Source organism: Fibrella aquatilis (assembly GCF_017353255.1).
GTDB classification, from domain to species: domain Bacteria; phylum Bacteroidota; class Bacteroidia; order Cytophagales; family Spirosomataceae; genus Fibrella; species Fibrella aquatilis.
In genome coordinates this window covers 1-15,706 of record NZ_JAFMYU010000033.1, presented here as the reverse complement: position 1 = coordinate 15,706, position 15,706 = coordinate 1, and the positions used below count along the sequence as shown (strand labels likewise).

Below are 15,706 nucleotides of genomic sequence, written 5' to 3'. Positions count from 1 at the left end.
TGCCAATAGCTAACACCAACCATTTTTCATGCAACTTACCAAACTGAAACATACTGACAGTGGCCTTTTCTTTTTGATGGCCGGCCCCTGCGCCATTGAAGGCCGCGATATGGCCCTGCGCATTGCCGAGCGCATTGTCACGATCACCGACCGCCTCCAGATTCCCTATATTTTCAAAGGGTCATACCGCAAAGCCAACCGCACCAAGCTCAATTCCTTCACCGGCATCGGCGACGAATTGGCTCTCTCGATCCTGGAAGAGGTAGGCCGCACGTTCGACATTCCGACCGTGACCGACATCCACGAATCGCACGAGGCGGCACTGGCCGCTCCGCACGTGGACGTGTTGCAGATTCCGGCGTTTTTGTGCCGCCAAACCGAGTTGCTCGAAGCCGCCGCTAAGACCGGAAAGGCCGTTAACGTGAAGAAAGGGCAGTTTTTGTCGGGTGAGAGTATGAGATTCGCCGCCGAAAAAGTGAAGGCTACCAACCCCGACGCCATCGTTTTTCTCACCGACCGGGGCAACAGCTTTGGCTACGGTGATCTGGTAGTCGACTACCGCAACATCCCCGCCATGCAGTCGTTTGGTGTGCCCGTGGTCATGGACTGTACGCACTCGCTGCAACAGCCCAACCAGTCGTCGGGTGTGACGGGCGGGAAACCGGCCCTGATCGGCACCATTGCCAAAGCCGCCATTGCTGTGGGTGCCGACGGCCTCTTCATCGAGACGCACATGAACCCCGCCGAAGCCAAATCGGACGGCGCCAATATGTTGCCCCTGGACCAATTGGAGGCTCTTTTAGAGCGGCTGGTGCGGGTGAGGGAAGCCGTTATGTAGTGGTAAGTGCTGAGTGGTAAGTGGTGAGTTTGCTGCCGCAAGAGAAATACACTTGCGGCAGCAAACTCACCACTTACCACTCAGCACTCACCACTCCCTTAAAGAACGCCTTCAGCTTCTCCTCATCCAGCCGCCCGTTGGTGCGGACGCCGCTGCACAGGTCTAGTCCGAAGGGTTGAACAGCGTCGATGGCCTGCCGGACGTTGTCGGGGCGGAGGCCACCAGCCAGGAAAATCGGCACCGGCGACTGTTCGCGGATTTGGCGGCTGAGTGCCCAGTTGTGTACGCGACCGGTGCCGCCAAGTTCTTTTACCGCCAGATTCGGATTGCCACTGTCCAGCAACAGCGCATCGACGTGCGGGGCAATCTGGAGCGCTTCTTCTACCGATTTTTCGTCAATAACATGGATCACCTGCACCAGCCTGATGCCGGGCAGTGCGGCTCTTATCTGCGCATAATCGCCTGATTGTAAAGCGTCTACGATCTGAACGGTATTGGTGTCTACCCGCCGCTGGTGGGCAATGATGGCGTCGGCATCGGTTTCGCTTGTGAGCAAAAACGTGGCGATGGGCGGCGGCACCGTTTTGGCAATGGCGGCAATTTCTTCGTCCGTAATAACGCCGGGGCCGCTGGGCATAGGACCAACCAGTCCTAGCGCCGATGCGCCATACTGAATAGCCATCCGGGCTTCGTCGGGGCTGGAGATGCAGCAGATTTTTACGCGAACCATGGGTAAAGAGTGAAAGATAGAAAGAGTGAAAGAGTGCTTTTATCAGCGGATGGCCAATGAGCGTCAGTTATACGATGTTAAAAGCACTCTTTCACTCTTTCTATCTTTCACTCTTTAAAACTGGCTCCCCCCTTTCCGTGTTGTATGAACGAACCGCCCTGCACTTGAACTTTTCGGCGATGGGGCGGGGCTTTCGATTTGTTTTGGTACTAATTTCGCCCGCTGCTCTGGAACATGAGCGCACAACCTGTTAACGCTGAATATTCTCCTCCGCACGCACGTATGGCAAGCAATGCTGAACTAATCGTTGACGGCAAATCGTACAGTTTTCCTACCCTGGAAGGCTCTGAGCACGAAAAAGCTGTAGACATTTCGAATCTCCGTGACCAGTCGGGTTACGTTACCCTCGACCGGGGGTACAAGAATACCGGTGCCACCCAAAGTGCCATTACGTTTCTCGACGGTGAAGAAGGCATTCTGCGTTACAGGGGGTATTCTATTGAAGAGCTGGCCGAGAAAGCCTCGTTTCTGGAAGTAGCTTACCTGCTTATCTATGGCGAACTGCCCACGCAGGCCCAATACGACGCTTTTGCCACGGGTATTCGCCGGCATACGCTGGTGAACGAAGATATGCGGAAGATCTTCGATGGTTTTCCCGTCAACGCCCACCCCATGTGCGTGTTGGGTTCGCTGGTAAATGCCATGAGCGCGTTTTATCCCGATTCATATGAGGGCAACCAAAACACCGACCTGCACATTACGCGGTTGATGGCCAAGCTGCCTACCATTGCCACCTGGTCGTACAAACGGTCGCAGGGGCACCCGATTAACTACCCCAAGAATGAGCTGGACTACATCCCGAACTTCCTGAATATGATGTTCGCGTTGCCGGTGGAAGATTACAAAGTAGACCCTGTGGTGGCCCAGGCGCTGAACGTGCTGCTGATCCTCCACGCCGACCACGAACAAAACTGCTCGACGAGCACGGTGCGCCTAGTGGGGTCGTCGCAGGCCAATATTTACTCGTCTATCGCTGCCGGGATCAACGCCCTGTGGGGTCCGCTGCATGGTGGTGCCAACCAGGAGGTGATCGAGATGCTGGAAGAAATCAAAGCCGGTGGCGGCGACGTGGCGAAGTACATCGACATGGCCAAGAATGCCAAGACTACGGGCTTCCGCCTGTTTGGTTTCGGCCACCGCGTCTACAAGAATTTCGACCCCCGCGCCCGTATCATTAAAAAAGCTGCCGACGACGTGCTGAGCAAACTCGGCGTGAACGACCCCGTGCTGGAGATTGCCAAAGGCTTGGAAGAAGCCGCCCTGAACGACCCCTATTTCGTGCAGCGCAAGCTATACCCCAACGTCGATTTCTATTCGGGCATTATCTACCGTGCTTTGGGCATCCCGACCAATATGTTTACGGTGATGTTTGCCATTGGCCGGTTGCCGGGCTGGATTGCGCAGTGGCAGGAAATGCGGACCCAAAAAGAACCCATTGGCCGCCCCCGCCAGATCTACACCGGCTCTACCCTCCGCGACTTCAAAACGATGGGGGAGCGCTGAGAAGCGAGAATCAAGAGGTAAGAAACAAGAAGTGAGAAGTAAAAATGGGCTGACGCTATGGTGTTAGCCCATTTTTGTTATATATTTTTCGTTTTAGATTATATTTGGCAAGATTCTATTCCATGATTCCATATGAATTCATTTCGATGTCAATTGCCTCTAATCAGCCTGTTTTTCCTATCGTTAATTGACCAATATGCATACGCACAAGTCCCTGTTTATGAATCGGTTAACGTCGATTCGGTGGCGGTGCCGCGTGGTGGCTACCCCATGCTGGAGACGTTTTTGAAGGCGAACGTTCAGAAACCGTTTATGGCGCAGGTAGCCAATGTGACGGGTAAGGTGTATGTGAAAGCGGTGGTGGAACCTGACGGTCAGGTAGCTGACGTGCAGGTTATCCGGGGCTTACGTCCCGACTGTGACCGCGAGGCCCTGCGGGTGGTGCGGCTGTTCACAGCTTGGAAACCGGCATGGAAAGATGGTAGGCCTGTTAGGCAAGCAATCAAGCATACAATTAATTTTACTGAAAATGAATCGTTGATCTACAAAAGTGGCTGGGTATTTAACTACTTTGATATTAATAGAAAAAAAACAGATAGAATAAAAAATGCTAAATATGTAACAGCAATGGCAGTTGATACAATGAGAGGCGTGCCAAACGGAGATTTAGTAGTCAGTGAGTTTTATTTAGGTGAATGGAATGAAATTTCTCGCTATTCGTTACATAAAGAGCGGATATCCAACGATTTGCCAAATGCTGAGACGGCAATAATGATTAGTTATAAACCAGATGGTACTGATTGGTTTGGTAATTTTTATGTTATTAATACAGACAGCTTAATAATAAACAAAGGGATTTTAGAAGGCAATGAAGGTAATTTAGTCCAGTTTTATAAAAATGGCACAGTCAAGTATATTATATCGAATAAGGACCAGAGGTGTATTAAATGGCATACAAATGGAATCATTCAATATGACGGTATTCTCACCAATGAATCATCGTCAGCAGCAGGCGACTTTGCCAGCATTAATGAAGCATGGGATAGCACAGGGAATCAACAGGTTAAAAAAGGATTTGGTCATGCGTTTTATCATTCAACAATACCATCTAGGCTAGCGTCTGGGAAGAATACATTATTTTTTGAAGAGGGAAATTATAGCAATGGGCTTAAGCATGGTACTTGGATAGGTATTACTAAAGACAAGTCATACTCATATACTGAACGTTTCGATAGAGGCAAAGAAATAGGAGGTGAAGTGATTATAAATGATAGATCTATTAAGTATGATAATGACATAGAATCAGGATTCATTGGTGGCAAAGAAGCTATGTTTGCCTATCTGAGTAATAATATTAAATATCCTCCTGAATGCAAAGGCCAAAACATTTCAGGAAAAGTTATTATATCTTTCAAGGTTAACGTAGATGGCTCATTGGATGATTTTGTTTTGGTAAAAGGTATAGATTTATACATTGACAGAGAAGCATTACAAGGTGCAAAGTTATTGAATGGCCATTGGCAACCTGCTTTCGAACGAGGTGAGCCAAAGAGTGTTACCTATGTTTTGCCGCTTACTTTTCAATCAGCTCAAAGTTTACGCAACCCATTAGTTCTAGGTAACAGTTTCTTCGGTAATTATTTTATGCTGAAATCTTTCATGCGTTAGCTCGAAGCCGAAAGAATAGGCTACCAATTTTTCTTAGATGCTACTAACTGTGATCTCATCACTCCAGACAAACGTTAAAAGGCCTTATTTTTGCGGGCTATTAACTCGTCAACATGTCGCTGAAACACGTTCCCCTTGAGGCTGTCCACCGGGCGTTGGGGGCCAAAATTGTTCCTTTTGCGGGCTACGAAATGCCCGTTCGCTACTCCTCCGATCTCGACGAACACCATACCGTTCGTAATGCCGTGGGTATCTTCGACGTCTCGCACATGGGCGAGTTTGTCCTTAAAGGCCCCGGCGCGCTCGACCTTATTCTGAAAGTCTCGGCCAACGATGCCACCGCGCTCTACGACGGGCGGGTGCAATATTCCTACCTCCCCAACGACCACGGCGGCGTGGTAGATGACCTGCTGGTGTATCGGATTTCGGAGATTGAATACATGCTCGTGGTCAACGCCTCGAACATCGACAAAGACTGGAACCATATCAGCCAATACGCCGCCGATTTCGATGTAGAGATGGTGAACGTATCGGACGGTATGTGCCTGTTTGCCGTGCAGGGGCCGCTAGCCGCCAAGGCATTGCAACCGCTGACCAACGCCCTGCTCGACGGAATGAGCTACTATACCTTCGAGAAGACCGATTTTGCGGGTATGGCCAACGTGATCGTGTCGGCCACGGGCTACACGGGTGCGGGTGGGTTTGAAATTTACGTGTCGAACCATCAGGCCGAAGCTGTCTGGAACGCCATCATGGAAGCGGGTAAGCCGTTCGGTATCAAGCCCATTGGCCTCGGTGCGCGCGATACGCTCCGGCTGGAATCGGGCTACTGCCTCTACGGCAACGACATCACCGACGAGACTTCACCGCTGGAAGCCGGGCTGGGTTGGGTCACGAAATTCACCGCCGGGACCCAGCCGCATAATTTTGTGAACGCCGCCGCCCTGAAAGCCCAAAAAGAGGCGGGTCTGTCGCGCAAGCTCATTGGCTTCAGTATGGTAGACCGGGGCATTCCGCGCAGTCACTACGCACTCTGCACTGCCGACGGCACCGTGGTGGGTGAGGTAACATCGGGCACGCAATCGCCCACCCTCGGCAAAGGTATCGGCATGGGCTACGTCCCCACCGAACTGAGCAAACCCGGCACCGAGATTTTCGTGAACGTGCGCGATAAGCTCTTGAAAGCCGAGGTGGTGAAGGTGCCTTTCTTGAAAAAATAAGGATTTTGGACGTTGGATACTGGATGTTGGATTACACTTAATCGCTTCCAGTGTCCAACATCCAGTATCCAACGTCCAAAATCATAGTTAATGAAACACATTGACGTTTGCTTAACCCCCGAATTGCTTGATCTCCACGACGTTGACAACACGATTGTGGTGGTAGCCGACGTGTTCCGGGCTACCTCCTGCATGGTTACGGCCTTTGCCTATGGCGTGGGGAGTATTATTCCCGTGGCCACCGTTGAGGAGTGCCGCGACCTGCAACAGCGGGGCTACCTGGCCGCCGCTGAACGCAACGCCCGCACTGTAGAAGGCTTCGACCTCGACAATTCGCCATTTAGCTACATGGATGAGCGGCTGGAGGGTGCCGACATTGCCATGACCACCACTAACGGTACCCTGGCCATTACCAAGTCGCGAACGGCGGTGAAGGTGCTGGTAGGATCGTTTCTGAACCTCGATGCCGTGGCCAACTACCTCCGGGGGCAATCGTACGACGTGCTGGTATTGTGTGCTGGGTGGAAAGGGCGCGTCAACCTCGAAGACACGCTCTTTGCCGGTGCCCTCGCCGACCGCCTTAAGGACGACTACTCGATGATGGAAGACAGCGTGCTGATGGCCCACCGCCTGTATGTCGATGGGAAGGACAACCTCATCAGCTACCTCGCCAACGCCTCGCATATCCGCCGCCTACAACGCCTCGGCATCCAGAAAGACATCGCCTACTGCCTGCAACACGACCTCTACGACGTAGTACCCGTCCTCCGCGGCAATGCCCTCGTGAAAATGGAAATTTAGTGGCAGTAGGCAGTGGCTACTCCTGCGCCAGCCACTGCCTACTGCTCACTGTAGAACTGCATACTGTAATGATTTTCCCCGACATCACGGCTCTTCTTGCTCAGCGCTTTACGGTGACTGCCGTGGAGGGAGCTTTCCAGTCCTACCTGACCGTGGAGGCTGGGGAACTGGTGGCGCTGTGCCAGTTTTTGCGCAACGACGAACGTCTCTTTTTCGATCTGCTGGCCTGCGTGACGGCGATTGATAATGGGGTAGAGGTTGGTACGATGGAGGTGATTTACAACCTGACGTCGATTCCCTACGGCCATGATCTGATGCTGAAACTGACCATACCACGGCCTGTTCAAACCCAGCAAGCACTTGATTTAGAAGAAGTTAGCGCTGTGGTGCTACCCGACGTACCCAGCCTGGCAAGCGTCTGGCGCACGGCAGACTGGCACGAGCGCGAAGCCTTCGACCTGGTGGGTATCCGCTTTACCAATCACCCCGACCTGCGCCGCATTCTGCTCCCCACCGACTGGACCGGCCACCCCCTCCGCCGCGATTATCAGGAGGCAGAGCGGTATCATGGTATTTCAACGAAATAGGAGGCAGTTTTTTGTCTAATTTGCCTTTCTATGAACATGCGTACTCTTTTGGCCGGGCTGCTTGGCCTGGCGTTGGCGGGGGGAGCCTGTGCCCAAACGGCGGTCGATTCGGTGATTGTGTCGGGACAGGTGCAGCGACTGTCGGCGCGGTTGTATCGGCAGTCGCCCAACGTGGTGGTGAGCCGGACCAACATCCTGCGCGGGGGCGTCGATCAGGCGTTTGTGGCCCCACTGCAAGTAGACGGCAGTTTCCGGGTGTCGGTGCCCATTATTTACCCGCTTGAAGAAATGGCGTTTCAGGTGGGCAACGCCACCACGGCCTTTCTGGCCACGGCGGGGGCGGTGACGATCAACATTGATAATGATTCGCTGTATGTGGCGGCGGTACCGTTTCAGTTTGGCGGGGTCAACGCGCAGGTGAATCAGCAGTTTGCGCAGTATAAAGCTTTTGAGGCCGAACAGTTGACGGGCAAGGCCGCTGCGGCTCGTCAGAAAGCCATTCAGAAAGCCCTGGGCGGCTCAATCACTGATGCTTTTGCCAGTATTAATAATCTGTTTACCAATTCGTTAACGACTTTTTCGACCAGTCGAAACGTGTTTCCGCTGGTGAGCACCTGGGTGCAGGCCAACGCCCGCTACGATGCCGCCGCCTACGTGATCGACAGGGCTGCTGAGACTGGTCAGCGGATTAACAACCTGGGGCAAGTGGGTCTTTCGGGTGGCAATGATAACCTGATGACCCCCGCCCGCGCCACGGCGCTGGGGCGTTTTGGGGCTTACGCTACAGGCCTTATTGCTCAGAATCCGTCGCGGAATATCAAGGTGCGCACGATGGCCGGGTTGCTGCTGCGCTATGGCAAAAACCTGACGGCCACAGACCGCGAACGGCTGGCTGGTTTCGAGCAAACCAACACCGCCCGGCAGGCCGATCTGCGTTACTTTTCGCGGCTCATGGAAAACAACGTCGATACGCTGGCCAAGGTGATTGCTTACGAAAACACCCTGGCCACGGCCCGTACCCTGTTCGACAGCACGAGCGTAAACTACCTGAAAGGCTTCACCTTGATTGCCGAAATACCACAGCTTACCCTCAATATTGTTGCCCTGCTAGGGCAACACGTACGGCCGCAACTAGCCGGCCAACGCCTCGGCCAATCGTTCGGCGACGTGCTGGCCCTGGCCCTGCGCGACACCGCCCGCGTGCGGCAGGCCCGCGCAGCCTACCTGGCGCTGGACAAAAAAAGAGCCACCGGGCCGGTGGATAATGGCGTGCTGATAACGGCCGCCTCCTATGACAACGGCAGCGACCTGGTGCAACGGGTGCTCGACCGCAACCGGGGGCGCGTGATTTACACCGTGCTGTGGTCGCCCGAAAGTCCGCCCACGGTGCAATTGGCGCAGGACATTCAGCGCCTCAACGACGTGTTCAGCCCCCGTGACCTAACCATCTTCTACGTTTGCACCAACAATGCCGATGACGACCTCTGGCTGGAAACCATTGTGCGCAGCCGCCTGCGTGGCGAACACGTACGCCTCAGCGAAAGTCAAACGCCGCAGACAACGGGCTTGCTGGGCCTGTTCGACGCTAACCCCGCCCGGATTTTTACCCCCACCGGCAAGCTGGACCGGAAGCAGGCGCTACTGCCCGATCAGTTCGAGAAGCTGGTGGCACAAATTCGCGAGCTGCTGAAATGAAAGCCCTTTTCTGGGTGTTTCTAGCCCTGCTGCTGGCTACGTTCTACCATCGCATTCATCACTTCGATGAGGCCTGGCTAGCCGAGCAGGCGTATTGGCTCGTGCACGACGGGCGCGTACGGTCTGAGCTGTTTTGTGGCCTGAACGGCTGGGAAGATCAGCTCTTTATTTACCACAAGCTTTTTATATACTTCAGCGCCGCCTGGCAGTGGGCGTTCGGCTTTTCGCTCTTGGCTGGCAAAACTTACAGTCTGCTGTGGGCGGTGCTAATGGGGGTACTGCTACTGGGTTTTCTACGACAGCAAGATATTGACAATCAATACGTTCGGCTGGGTATGGTTTTGTATGTGGCCAACGGACTGGTCATTGAGTTTTCGTTTGTATATCGTCCCGAAACCATGTGCGTGGCGTTTGGTTTCGCGTCGTTCTGGCTGCTTACTACCCGCCGTCCGCTATGGTCCGGGGTGCTGGCGGGGCTGGCCGTGCTGACGCACCTCAACGGCCTGTGCTTTGTGCTGGCAGGGGGCGGCTGGTTGCTGTGGTACCGGCAGCCCCGGCAGGCCGTTAGCTTCGGCTTGCTGGCGGGGACGTTGGCCAGCCTGTACCTGCTCGACGTATGGCTGGCCAACGGCTGGGCCATGCTGCTGATGCAGTGGCAAAACGAACCCGCACTAGCACACCTCACGACTTTAGGCGACAAGCTGAAAGACACGTTTCATGCCCTAAAACCAGCACGCCTAATGGCCGAACTGGGATTATTGGGCTTGGGCACCTACTGGCTCACCCGTTCCGTTGGTCGGAGGCGGTCCCGCTCGCAGCCGGTGGGTCGCTACCTGGCGCTGCTGGGGGCGGCTCATATCCTGACAAACCACAGCACCGCCATTCAATACGACCTGCAATTTGTGCCATTTCTATGTGCTTTCGTGGCCCTGCGCGTGGCGGCCTGGCAACCCGACAATCAACCAAAACGCCTTATCTGGGCCTGGCGAATGCTGCTGGGGGTCTACCTGCTGGCAGGTTTGTATCGTACTGGTTATCTGATCGTTACAAACGTAACCTCGCCGCCGTTGGCAGTAATGAACGCGCAGATGGCCGCATTGATTGGTCGGCCGGGCAGCGAAGTCATGGCCCCGGTCGATTTCTTTTATGAGCAGATTGGCCACTACAACATCCGCTGCATCGACCGGCACCTGGGGGGCTTCTTTGCACCGATGCACTACGGCGCACTACCCAGCCGCAACAGCCTCTTCCAGATGGCCGAACGCGAAGGTTTTGCGGCCGTTATTACCTACGACGGCAAAGGACTCGGTACTGCGCTTGCAGATACCCGCCCCCTGCCCGATTCGCTCAACCACATCGGCCACTACCACCGCGTGTATCAGGACTGCTGGAACAGTTTGTATCTACCCGACAACTAACCGCCCCTATGCTAACACAAACGGGCTATCTGTCAGGCCCATCTGCGGCAATGATCCGGGTGCTGGTTGGGGTGTTTCTGGCTCTGCTGCTAGCTACGTTCTATAACCGTACGCCCAATTATGATGATGCCTGGTTTGCCGAACAGGCCTACTGGCTCGCACACGACGGCCGGGTGCGTTCGGAGCTGTTTCGAGGCGTAAATGGCTGGGAAAAACAGCTCTTTATTTTCCACAAAGGCTTTATTTATTTCGGTACGCTGGTGCAGTGGCTGTTTGGCTTTTCGCTCCCGGCGGGTAAAAGTGTGGGTGCCATCTGGACAGCGTTGCTTGGGTTGATGCTGTGGGTCTATGGTCGGCAGGTGGAGGATGGCTGGGCGTTATGGCTTTTGCTGTTGCTCTACGTGGCCAACGGAGCGGTAATCGAATTGGCGTTTGTGAACCGCCCTGAGCCGATGTACACGGTGCTGGGCTTTGGCTCGTTCTGTCTGCTGACCACCAACCGGTGGCCGGGCGCGGCTGCTTTGGCTGGGTTAGCTGTATTTACTCACCTCAACGGTCTGTGTTTTGTGGTGGCGGGCGTGGGCTGGCTGCTTAGCAGTCGGCAGTGGTGGCGGGCCATTGGGTTTGGGCTGGTGGCGGGCCTGGTCAGTAGCCTTTATTCGCTCGACGTAGCGCTGTCGGGGCAATGGGCTACTTTCTGGATGCAGCTCACCAACGAACCCGCCCTGGCACACATCAGCGGCGTTTCGGACAAACTAATCATCATTTTGAACGTCTACAGGCAATTTTTCATCAACCGCACCACCACTGCGTTTACCATGCTGGTGCTAGGTACGTTGCTGCTGAACGCCCGCCGGTTGCTGACCAACCAAACGCATCCCGCCCGTCCGTCGGCTCTTTATTTGCTGTGGCTGGTGATTGGTTTTGCGTTGGTGACCCGCACCCATACACCCAATTACGCATTTATTTTTGTGCCGTTCTGCGCTGTGGTGGTTGCGCGTTGTATAGTGTCTGTGTACCAGTGCCAACCCGTCATGAGCAGGCAAGCGGCTGGCTTCTACGGGTTGCTAACGCTCTACCTGCTGGCTGGTGCTGCCAAGGCCGTTTATACCATCCGCACCAACTACACGACCCCCGTTTTGGCAGAACAAAACGCCCGTATGGCCGCCCTGATTGGTCATCCGGGGGCCAATGTGCTGGCTCCTGTGAGCTTTTTCTACAACCAGATGAGCCGATACCACCTACAAGCTGTTGACGCCTACTTGTTTTATTATCAGTCAATTACGGGTAAAAAATTGACCAATGCCGTGTTGTTTTCGCTAGCAGAAAGCACCAACATGGCAGCCGTCATCACCTACGATGGCAAAGGCCCCACCGCCTCCCTCTCAGATACCCGCCCCCTGCCCGATTCGCTCAACCACATCGGTCATTACCACTGCGTGTATCAGGACCGCTGGAACAGTTTGTACCTGCCCGACCGGTAGCATGTCGTTAGGCAGCGCTAAGTTTCGGCTCAACTACTCGTTAATGAAGCCTTTATTCCTGCTTTTTCTGGTACTTCTCCTGGCCACTGCCTGGCACCGTAGCGAACATTTCGACGATGCCTGGTTTGCCGAACAGGCCTACTGGCTGGTGCACGACGGCCAGGTGCATTCTGCCTTTTTTCGGGGGCTAAACGGCTGGGAGAATCAGCTGTTTGTGTTCCACAAAGGCTTCATCTATTTCGGGGCGGCAGTGCAGGGGCTGCTGGGTTTTTCGCTGCCTGTGAGCAAGGTAGTGGGCGCTTTCTGGACTCTGCTGGGTGGCGTGGCCATTGCGCTGCATATGCGCAGGCTGGAACTAGGCGGGCGCTGGACGTATCGGGCCTTGCTAATCTACGTGGCCAACGGTATGCTTATCGAATATGCCTTCGTAAACCGGCCCGAACCCATGTACATGACGCTGGGGTTCATCTCGTTTTCGTTGATGACCCGCCGTCGTCTACTAGTTGCCGGTATATTGGCGGGGCTGGCCGTGCTGACGCACCTCAACGGGATTAGCTACGTACTGGCTGGCTTGGGTTGGCTGGTCTGGGATGGCCTGCGCCCTGCCTCGCCCACGCTGACTCGCCGACCAGATTGGCAAGGACTGCTGGCCTTCGGTGCGGGGGCGGGCGTAGCGAGTGCTCTCTACTTCGCCGATGTGGCCGTGGCTGGGGCGTGGTCTACGTTCTGGATGCAGTTTACCCATGACCCCGCCACGAATCATGTTACTGGGTTGGTAGATAAACTACTCATCACCAGTAAGTTGCATGAACTATTTTTTCATAGCGAAGAAGAGGTAGCACTCTCAGTGCTGGTGCTGGGCGTTACGCTGCTGACGTTTGTTCGACCCCAAAAACAGCCCGACAAGCTAACTCCTAAGCGCCAAAGCCGTACCGAGACAGGGCGCTACCTGCTGCTGTTGCTGGGATCATTTGCCCTGATTACCAAAAGTAATACCGACTATTATTACCTCATTTTCCTGCCCATCATGGCCGTTTGGGTGGCGCAATGCGTGGCCGGCTGGTCGGGCAGGGCGTTGCCGGGTGTGGGGCGGTGGCATGCTGTTGGCCTGCCCGTATTGCTGGGCCTGTACCTGCTGGCGGGAGCCTATAAAGTGTTCGTGACCATCCAGACAAATAAGGAGCAGCCCGACGTAGCGGCTAAAAATGCCAGGCTAGCCAACTTCATTCAGCAGCCCGGTGCCCGCGTCATTGCCCCGCTCGATTTCTTTTACAACCAGCAGGCGCATTACCGAATCCACGGCCTGTCGTACTACCACCTGCTCAACCAGAAAACCTACGATGGCCACCTGACCGCCAACCAGTTTTTCCAGCTAGCCGAAGCCGACAGCGCCGCGGCCGTCATCAGCGACTACGGCCGCGACTTTTCTTACCCCATTCCAAAAGAAACACCCGCTCGCATAGGTCACTACGAGCGGGTGTATCGGGATAAGTGGAATGAGGTGTACCTTCTAAGAAGCAAGAGGTAAGAAATGAGAAACAAGATGTGAGAAGCAAGAGGCAAGATTGACTGCTTTAGTCTTGTCTCTTGCTTCTTATCTCTTGTTTCTCATTTCTGAAACGACCCGAAGATATAGTCCCACATGGGTGAGGAGACGCCGTAGTTGCTTTCGGGGTTTTTGTAGTGGTGGATGCTGTGGTTGATCCAGAGCTGTTTGAAGGCGTTTTTGGGTGGGGCGTAGGCGTGTACGATGAAGTGTACGGCCAGGTAGCCCGTGTAGCCTACCATGAAGCCGGGGAAGAACGCATAGGCGGCTTCGCCCATCATCAGGAAGAACAGGCCGAAAAAGAAGCTTGCCACAATGACGGCCAGCGCCGGGGGCATGGCCAGCCGGGTTTTATCTTTCGGGTACTCGTGGTGAACGCCGTGGAAGGTGTACTGAATCTTAGCCCGTTCGGGTGTGGTGGGGGCCAGGTGATAGAGGTACCGGTGCAGCACGTATTCAAAAATAGTGAAAATGAACAGGCCGGTGGCAAACAGGCCGCCAATACGGCCCGCGCTCATGTCGGTATACGTGAAGGCGTACCACCCCAGAAAAGCCGACAAAGTTAGCCACATGGTAATGGGCACCATAATGTGGGTACGTGAAAGCGCTTCGAGAATGGGATTGTCGAAAAGTTGCTTGGTTCCGTTGTTTTTGGGTCTTGAATGAACCGCTTTGTATTCTTCAACTTGCATACAATCGAGTAATTAGTAGTTGGCAATATTAACCGATTTCGTGTTTTGTCTGTTCCAACCAGTCAACCAAATTGACTAAATCGCCCCTGATTTGGCGACTTCCACCGAATCGTTTAATCGTTCCTTCGGAACATCCAATGGGGCTTTGGGTAGCTTAGGCTTGATAATTAACCGCAAAGACTGGTTGTATGTTAGGTAGTTCCACATCCAGTTAATGAAAATAAGGAGCCTGTTTTTGACACCCAGGATAGCCATCAGGTGTACGAACAGCCAGGTAAGCCACGCAAAGAAGCCCTGAAACTTAACAAATGACAAATCGACTACGGCCAGCCCGCGCCCAATGGTAGCCATTGAGCCTAAATCGCTGTAGACGAAGGGCACCATCTGCCCGCCCCGTATCAGCAGGGTAAGGTTTTTGGAGAGTAATTTGCCCTGCTGAATAGCGGGCTGGGCTACCTGGGGATGCCCATTGGGCCATATATCGCCCTCGGCCATCGTGGCCAGGTCGCCCACGGCGAAGATATCGGTGAAGCCCTGCACCTGGTTGAACCGGTTCACGATTAGCCGCCCGCCGCGCCCCACAGCTTCGGCCGGAATGCCCGTGGGGGTGTTGGCTTTCACGCCCGCCGCCCAGATCAGGTTGTTGGTACGCAGGGTGGTGCCATCGTTCATGAACACGGTTTTTCCGTCGAAATCCTTCACGCGAGTGTTTAGCCGTACGTTTACGCCCAACTCCTGCAAGTACGCCAGCGAGTGCTCCTGCGACTGTTTCGACATTGGCCCCAACAGTTCTCCCCCCGATTCGATCAGGTGGATGTCCATGCCTTTGAAGTCCAGTTCGGGGTAGTCGCGGGGGAGCACGGTTTTGCGCATCTCGGCCAAGGTACCGCAGAGTTCCACGCCCGTGGGTCCGCCGCCTACCACCACCACATCCATCAGGCCGGTTAGTTCGTCTTCTGTTTCTACGCTCAGGGCCTCTTCAAAATTCTGCAATAGTCTGTTTCTCAAGGCAATGGCTTCCTGCACCGACTTCATGGGCAAGGCACGGTCGATGATGTTCTGCTGCCCGAAAAAGTTGGTGTCGGCCCCCATAGCCAGCACCAGAAAGTCGTAGGTGATGGGGCCAATCTCGGTATCGATGGTTTTGTCGGCGGGGCGGATACCCGACATGCACGTGATGCGAATGTGCACGTTGGAGTTGTCGCCGAGGGCCGCCCGCAACGGAAACAAGATCGAGTTAGCTTCCAAACCGGCGGTGGCTACCTGGTAATAGAGCGGCTGAAATTCGTGGTAGTTGTATTTGTTCACCAGCACCACCTGAAATTCTGACCGGTGGGCCAACGACCGGGCCAGTGTCAACCCGCCAAAGCCCGCGCCCACAATCACCACGCGCTTCCGGTCTGTAATGGGTATGTTTGGGTTCATATTTTTAAATTAATGTACAATGAATAATGAACAATCGGT

The 15,706-nt window shown here is 54.4% G+C and carries 13 protein-coding genes; 10 read left to right on the top strand and 3 right to left on the bottom strand.

Going from position 1 to position 15,706, the window contains the following annotated elements:
- Positions 1-28: 28 nt before the first annotated feature.
- Entirely contained in the window at positions 29-838 is an 810-nt protein-coding gene (kdsA, locus tag J2I48_RS26265) for a 3-deoxy-8-phosphooctulonate synthase (RefSeq protein WP_207338509.1), read from the top strand.
- 73 nt (positions 839-911) lie between these two features.
- Here the strand turns inward: kdsA and J2I48_RS26260 are convergent, their stop codons facing one another.
- The gene (locus tag J2I48_RS26260; RefSeq protein ID WP_207338508.1) at positions 912-1,568 is read right to left on the bottom strand and encodes a phosphoribosylanthranilate isomerase; all 657 of its coding nucleotides are present in this window, start codon (positions 1,566-1,568) and stop codon (positions 912-914) included.
- 282 nt (positions 1,569-1,850) lie between these two features.
- Between J2I48_RS26260 and J2I48_RS26255 the strand changes: the two genes are divergently transcribed.
- From J2I48_RS26255 to J2I48_RS26215, 9 genes are all read left to right on the top strand, one after another.
- Positions 1,851-3,131: a citrate synthase gene (locus tag J2I48_RS26255; RefSeq protein WP_207338507.1), complete on the top strand. Its 1,281-nt coding sequence runs from the start codon at positions 1,851-1,853 to the stop codon at positions 3,129-3,131.
- 132 nt (positions 3,132-3,263) lie between these two features.
- The gene (locus tag J2I48_RS26250) at positions 3,264-4,799 is read left to right on the top strand and encodes a TonB family protein (protein ID WP_207338506.1); all 1,536 of its coding nucleotides are present in this window, start codon (positions 3,264-3,266) and stop codon (positions 4,797-4,799) included.
- 113 nt (positions 4,800-4,912) lie between these two features.
- The gene (gene gcvT / locus J2I48_RS26245; protein WP_207338505.1) at positions 4,913-6,019 is read left to right on the top strand and encodes a glycine cleavage system aminomethyltransferase GcvT; all 1,107 of its coding nucleotides are present in this window, start codon (positions 4,913-4,915) and stop codon (positions 6,017-6,019) included.
- Positions 6,020-6,109: 90 nt separating this feature from the next.
- A complete protein-coding gene (locus tag J2I48_RS26240) occupies positions 6,110-6,820 on the top strand; it encodes a 2-phosphosulfolactate phosphatase (RefSeq protein WP_207338504.1) in 711 nt (236 codons plus the stop codon).
- 68 nt (positions 6,821-6,888) lie between these two features.
- Entirely contained in the window at positions 6,889-7,407 is a 519-nt protein-coding gene (locus J2I48_RS26235) for an NADH-quinone oxidoreductase subunit C (protein WP_207338503.1), read from the top strand.
- 30 nt (positions 7,408-7,437) lie between these two features.
- On the top strand, positions 7,438-9,102 hold the full coding sequence (locus J2I48_RS26230; RefSeq protein WP_207338502.1) for a hypothetical protein: 1,665 nt from the start codon (positions 7,438-7,440) through the stop codon (positions 9,100-9,102).
- Entirely contained in the window at positions 9,099-10,520 is a 1,422-nt protein-coding gene (locus J2I48_RS26225; protein WP_207338501.1) for an ArnT family glycosyltransferase, read from the top strand. The genes J2I48_RS26230 and J2I48_RS26225 overlap by 4 nt, the downstream gene beginning before the upstream one ends.
- An 8-nt stretch (positions 10,521-10,528) precedes the next feature.
- On the top strand, positions 10,529-12,004 hold the full coding sequence (locus J2I48_RS26220; RefSeq protein WP_207338500.1) for a hypothetical protein: 1,476 nt from the start codon (positions 10,529-10,531) through the stop codon (positions 12,002-12,004).
- Between the two features lie 43 nt (positions 12,005-12,047).
- A complete protein-coding gene (locus tag J2I48_RS26215; protein ID WP_207338499.1) occupies positions 12,048-13,532 on the top strand; it encodes an ArnT family glycosyltransferase in 1,485 nt (494 codons plus the stop codon).
- 80 nt (positions 13,533-13,612) lie between these two features.
- On the opposite strand, the gene J2I48_RS26210 is transcribed toward J2I48_RS26215, so the two are convergent.
- A complete protein-coding gene (locus J2I48_RS26210; RefSeq protein WP_207338498.1) occupies positions 13,613-14,242 on the bottom strand; it encodes a sterol desaturase family protein in 630 nt (209 codons plus the stop codon).
- Between the two features lie 75 nt (positions 14,243-14,317).
- The gene (locus tag J2I48_RS26205; protein ID WP_207338497.1) at positions 14,318-15,667 is read right to left on the bottom strand and encodes an NAD(P)/FAD-dependent oxidoreductase; all 1,350 of its coding nucleotides are present in this window, start codon (positions 15,665-15,667) and stop codon (positions 14,318-14,320) included.
- Positions 15,668-15,706 lie beyond the last annotated feature (39 nt).

Bases quoted from the DNA above. Each gene is read 5' to 3' on its own strand.
- J2I48_RS26260 (WP_207338508.1), bottom strand. From the start codon at position 1,568: ATGGTTCGCGTAAAAATCTGCTGCATCTCCAGCCCCGACGAAGCCCGG.
- J2I48_RS26235 (WP_207338503.1), top strand. From the start codon at position 6,889: ATGATTTTCCCCGACATCACGGCTCTTCTTGCTCAGCGCTTTACGGTG.
- J2I48_RS26215 (WP_207338499.1), top strand. From the start codon at position 12,048: ATGAAGCCTTTATTCCTGCTTTTTCTGGTACTTCTCCTGGCCACTGCC.
- gcvT (WP_207338505.1), top strand. From the start codon at position 4,913: ATGTCGCTGAAACACGTTCCCCTTGAGGCTGTCCACCGGGCGTTGGGG.
- kdsA (WP_207338509.1), top strand. From the start codon at position 29: ATGCAACTTACCAAACTGAAACATACTGACAGTGGCCTTTTCTTTTTG.
- J2I48_RS26205 (WP_207338497.1), bottom strand. From the start codon at position 15,667: ATGAACCCAAACATACCCATTACAGACCGGAAGCGCGTGGTGATTGTG.
- J2I48_RS26240 (WP_207338504.1), top strand. From the start codon at position 6,110: ATGAAACACATTGACGTTTGCTTAACCCCCGAATTGCTTGATCTCCAC.
- J2I48_RS26250 (WP_207338506.1), top strand. From the start codon at position 3,264: ATGAATTCATTTCGATGTCAATTGCCTCTAATCAGCCTGTTTTTCCTA.
- J2I48_RS26230 (WP_207338502.1), top strand. From the start codon at position 7,438: ATGAACATGCGTACTCTTTTGGCCGGGCTGCTTGGCCTGGCGTTGGCG.
- J2I48_RS26220 (WP_207338500.1), top strand. From the start codon at position 10,529: ATGCTAACACAAACGGGCTATCTGTCAGGCCCATCTGCGGCAATGATC.
- J2I48_RS26255 (WP_207338507.1), top strand. From the start codon at position 1,851: ATGGCAAGCAATGCTGAACTAATCGTTGACGGCAAATCGTACAGTTTT.
- J2I48_RS26225 (WP_207338501.1), top strand. From the start codon at position 9,099: ATGAAAGCCCTTTTCTGGGTGTTTCTAGCCCTGCTGCTGGCTACGTTC.
- J2I48_RS26210 (WP_207338498.1), bottom strand. From the start codon at position 14,242: ATGCAAGTTGAAGAATACAAAGCGGTTCATTCAAGACCCAAAAACAAC.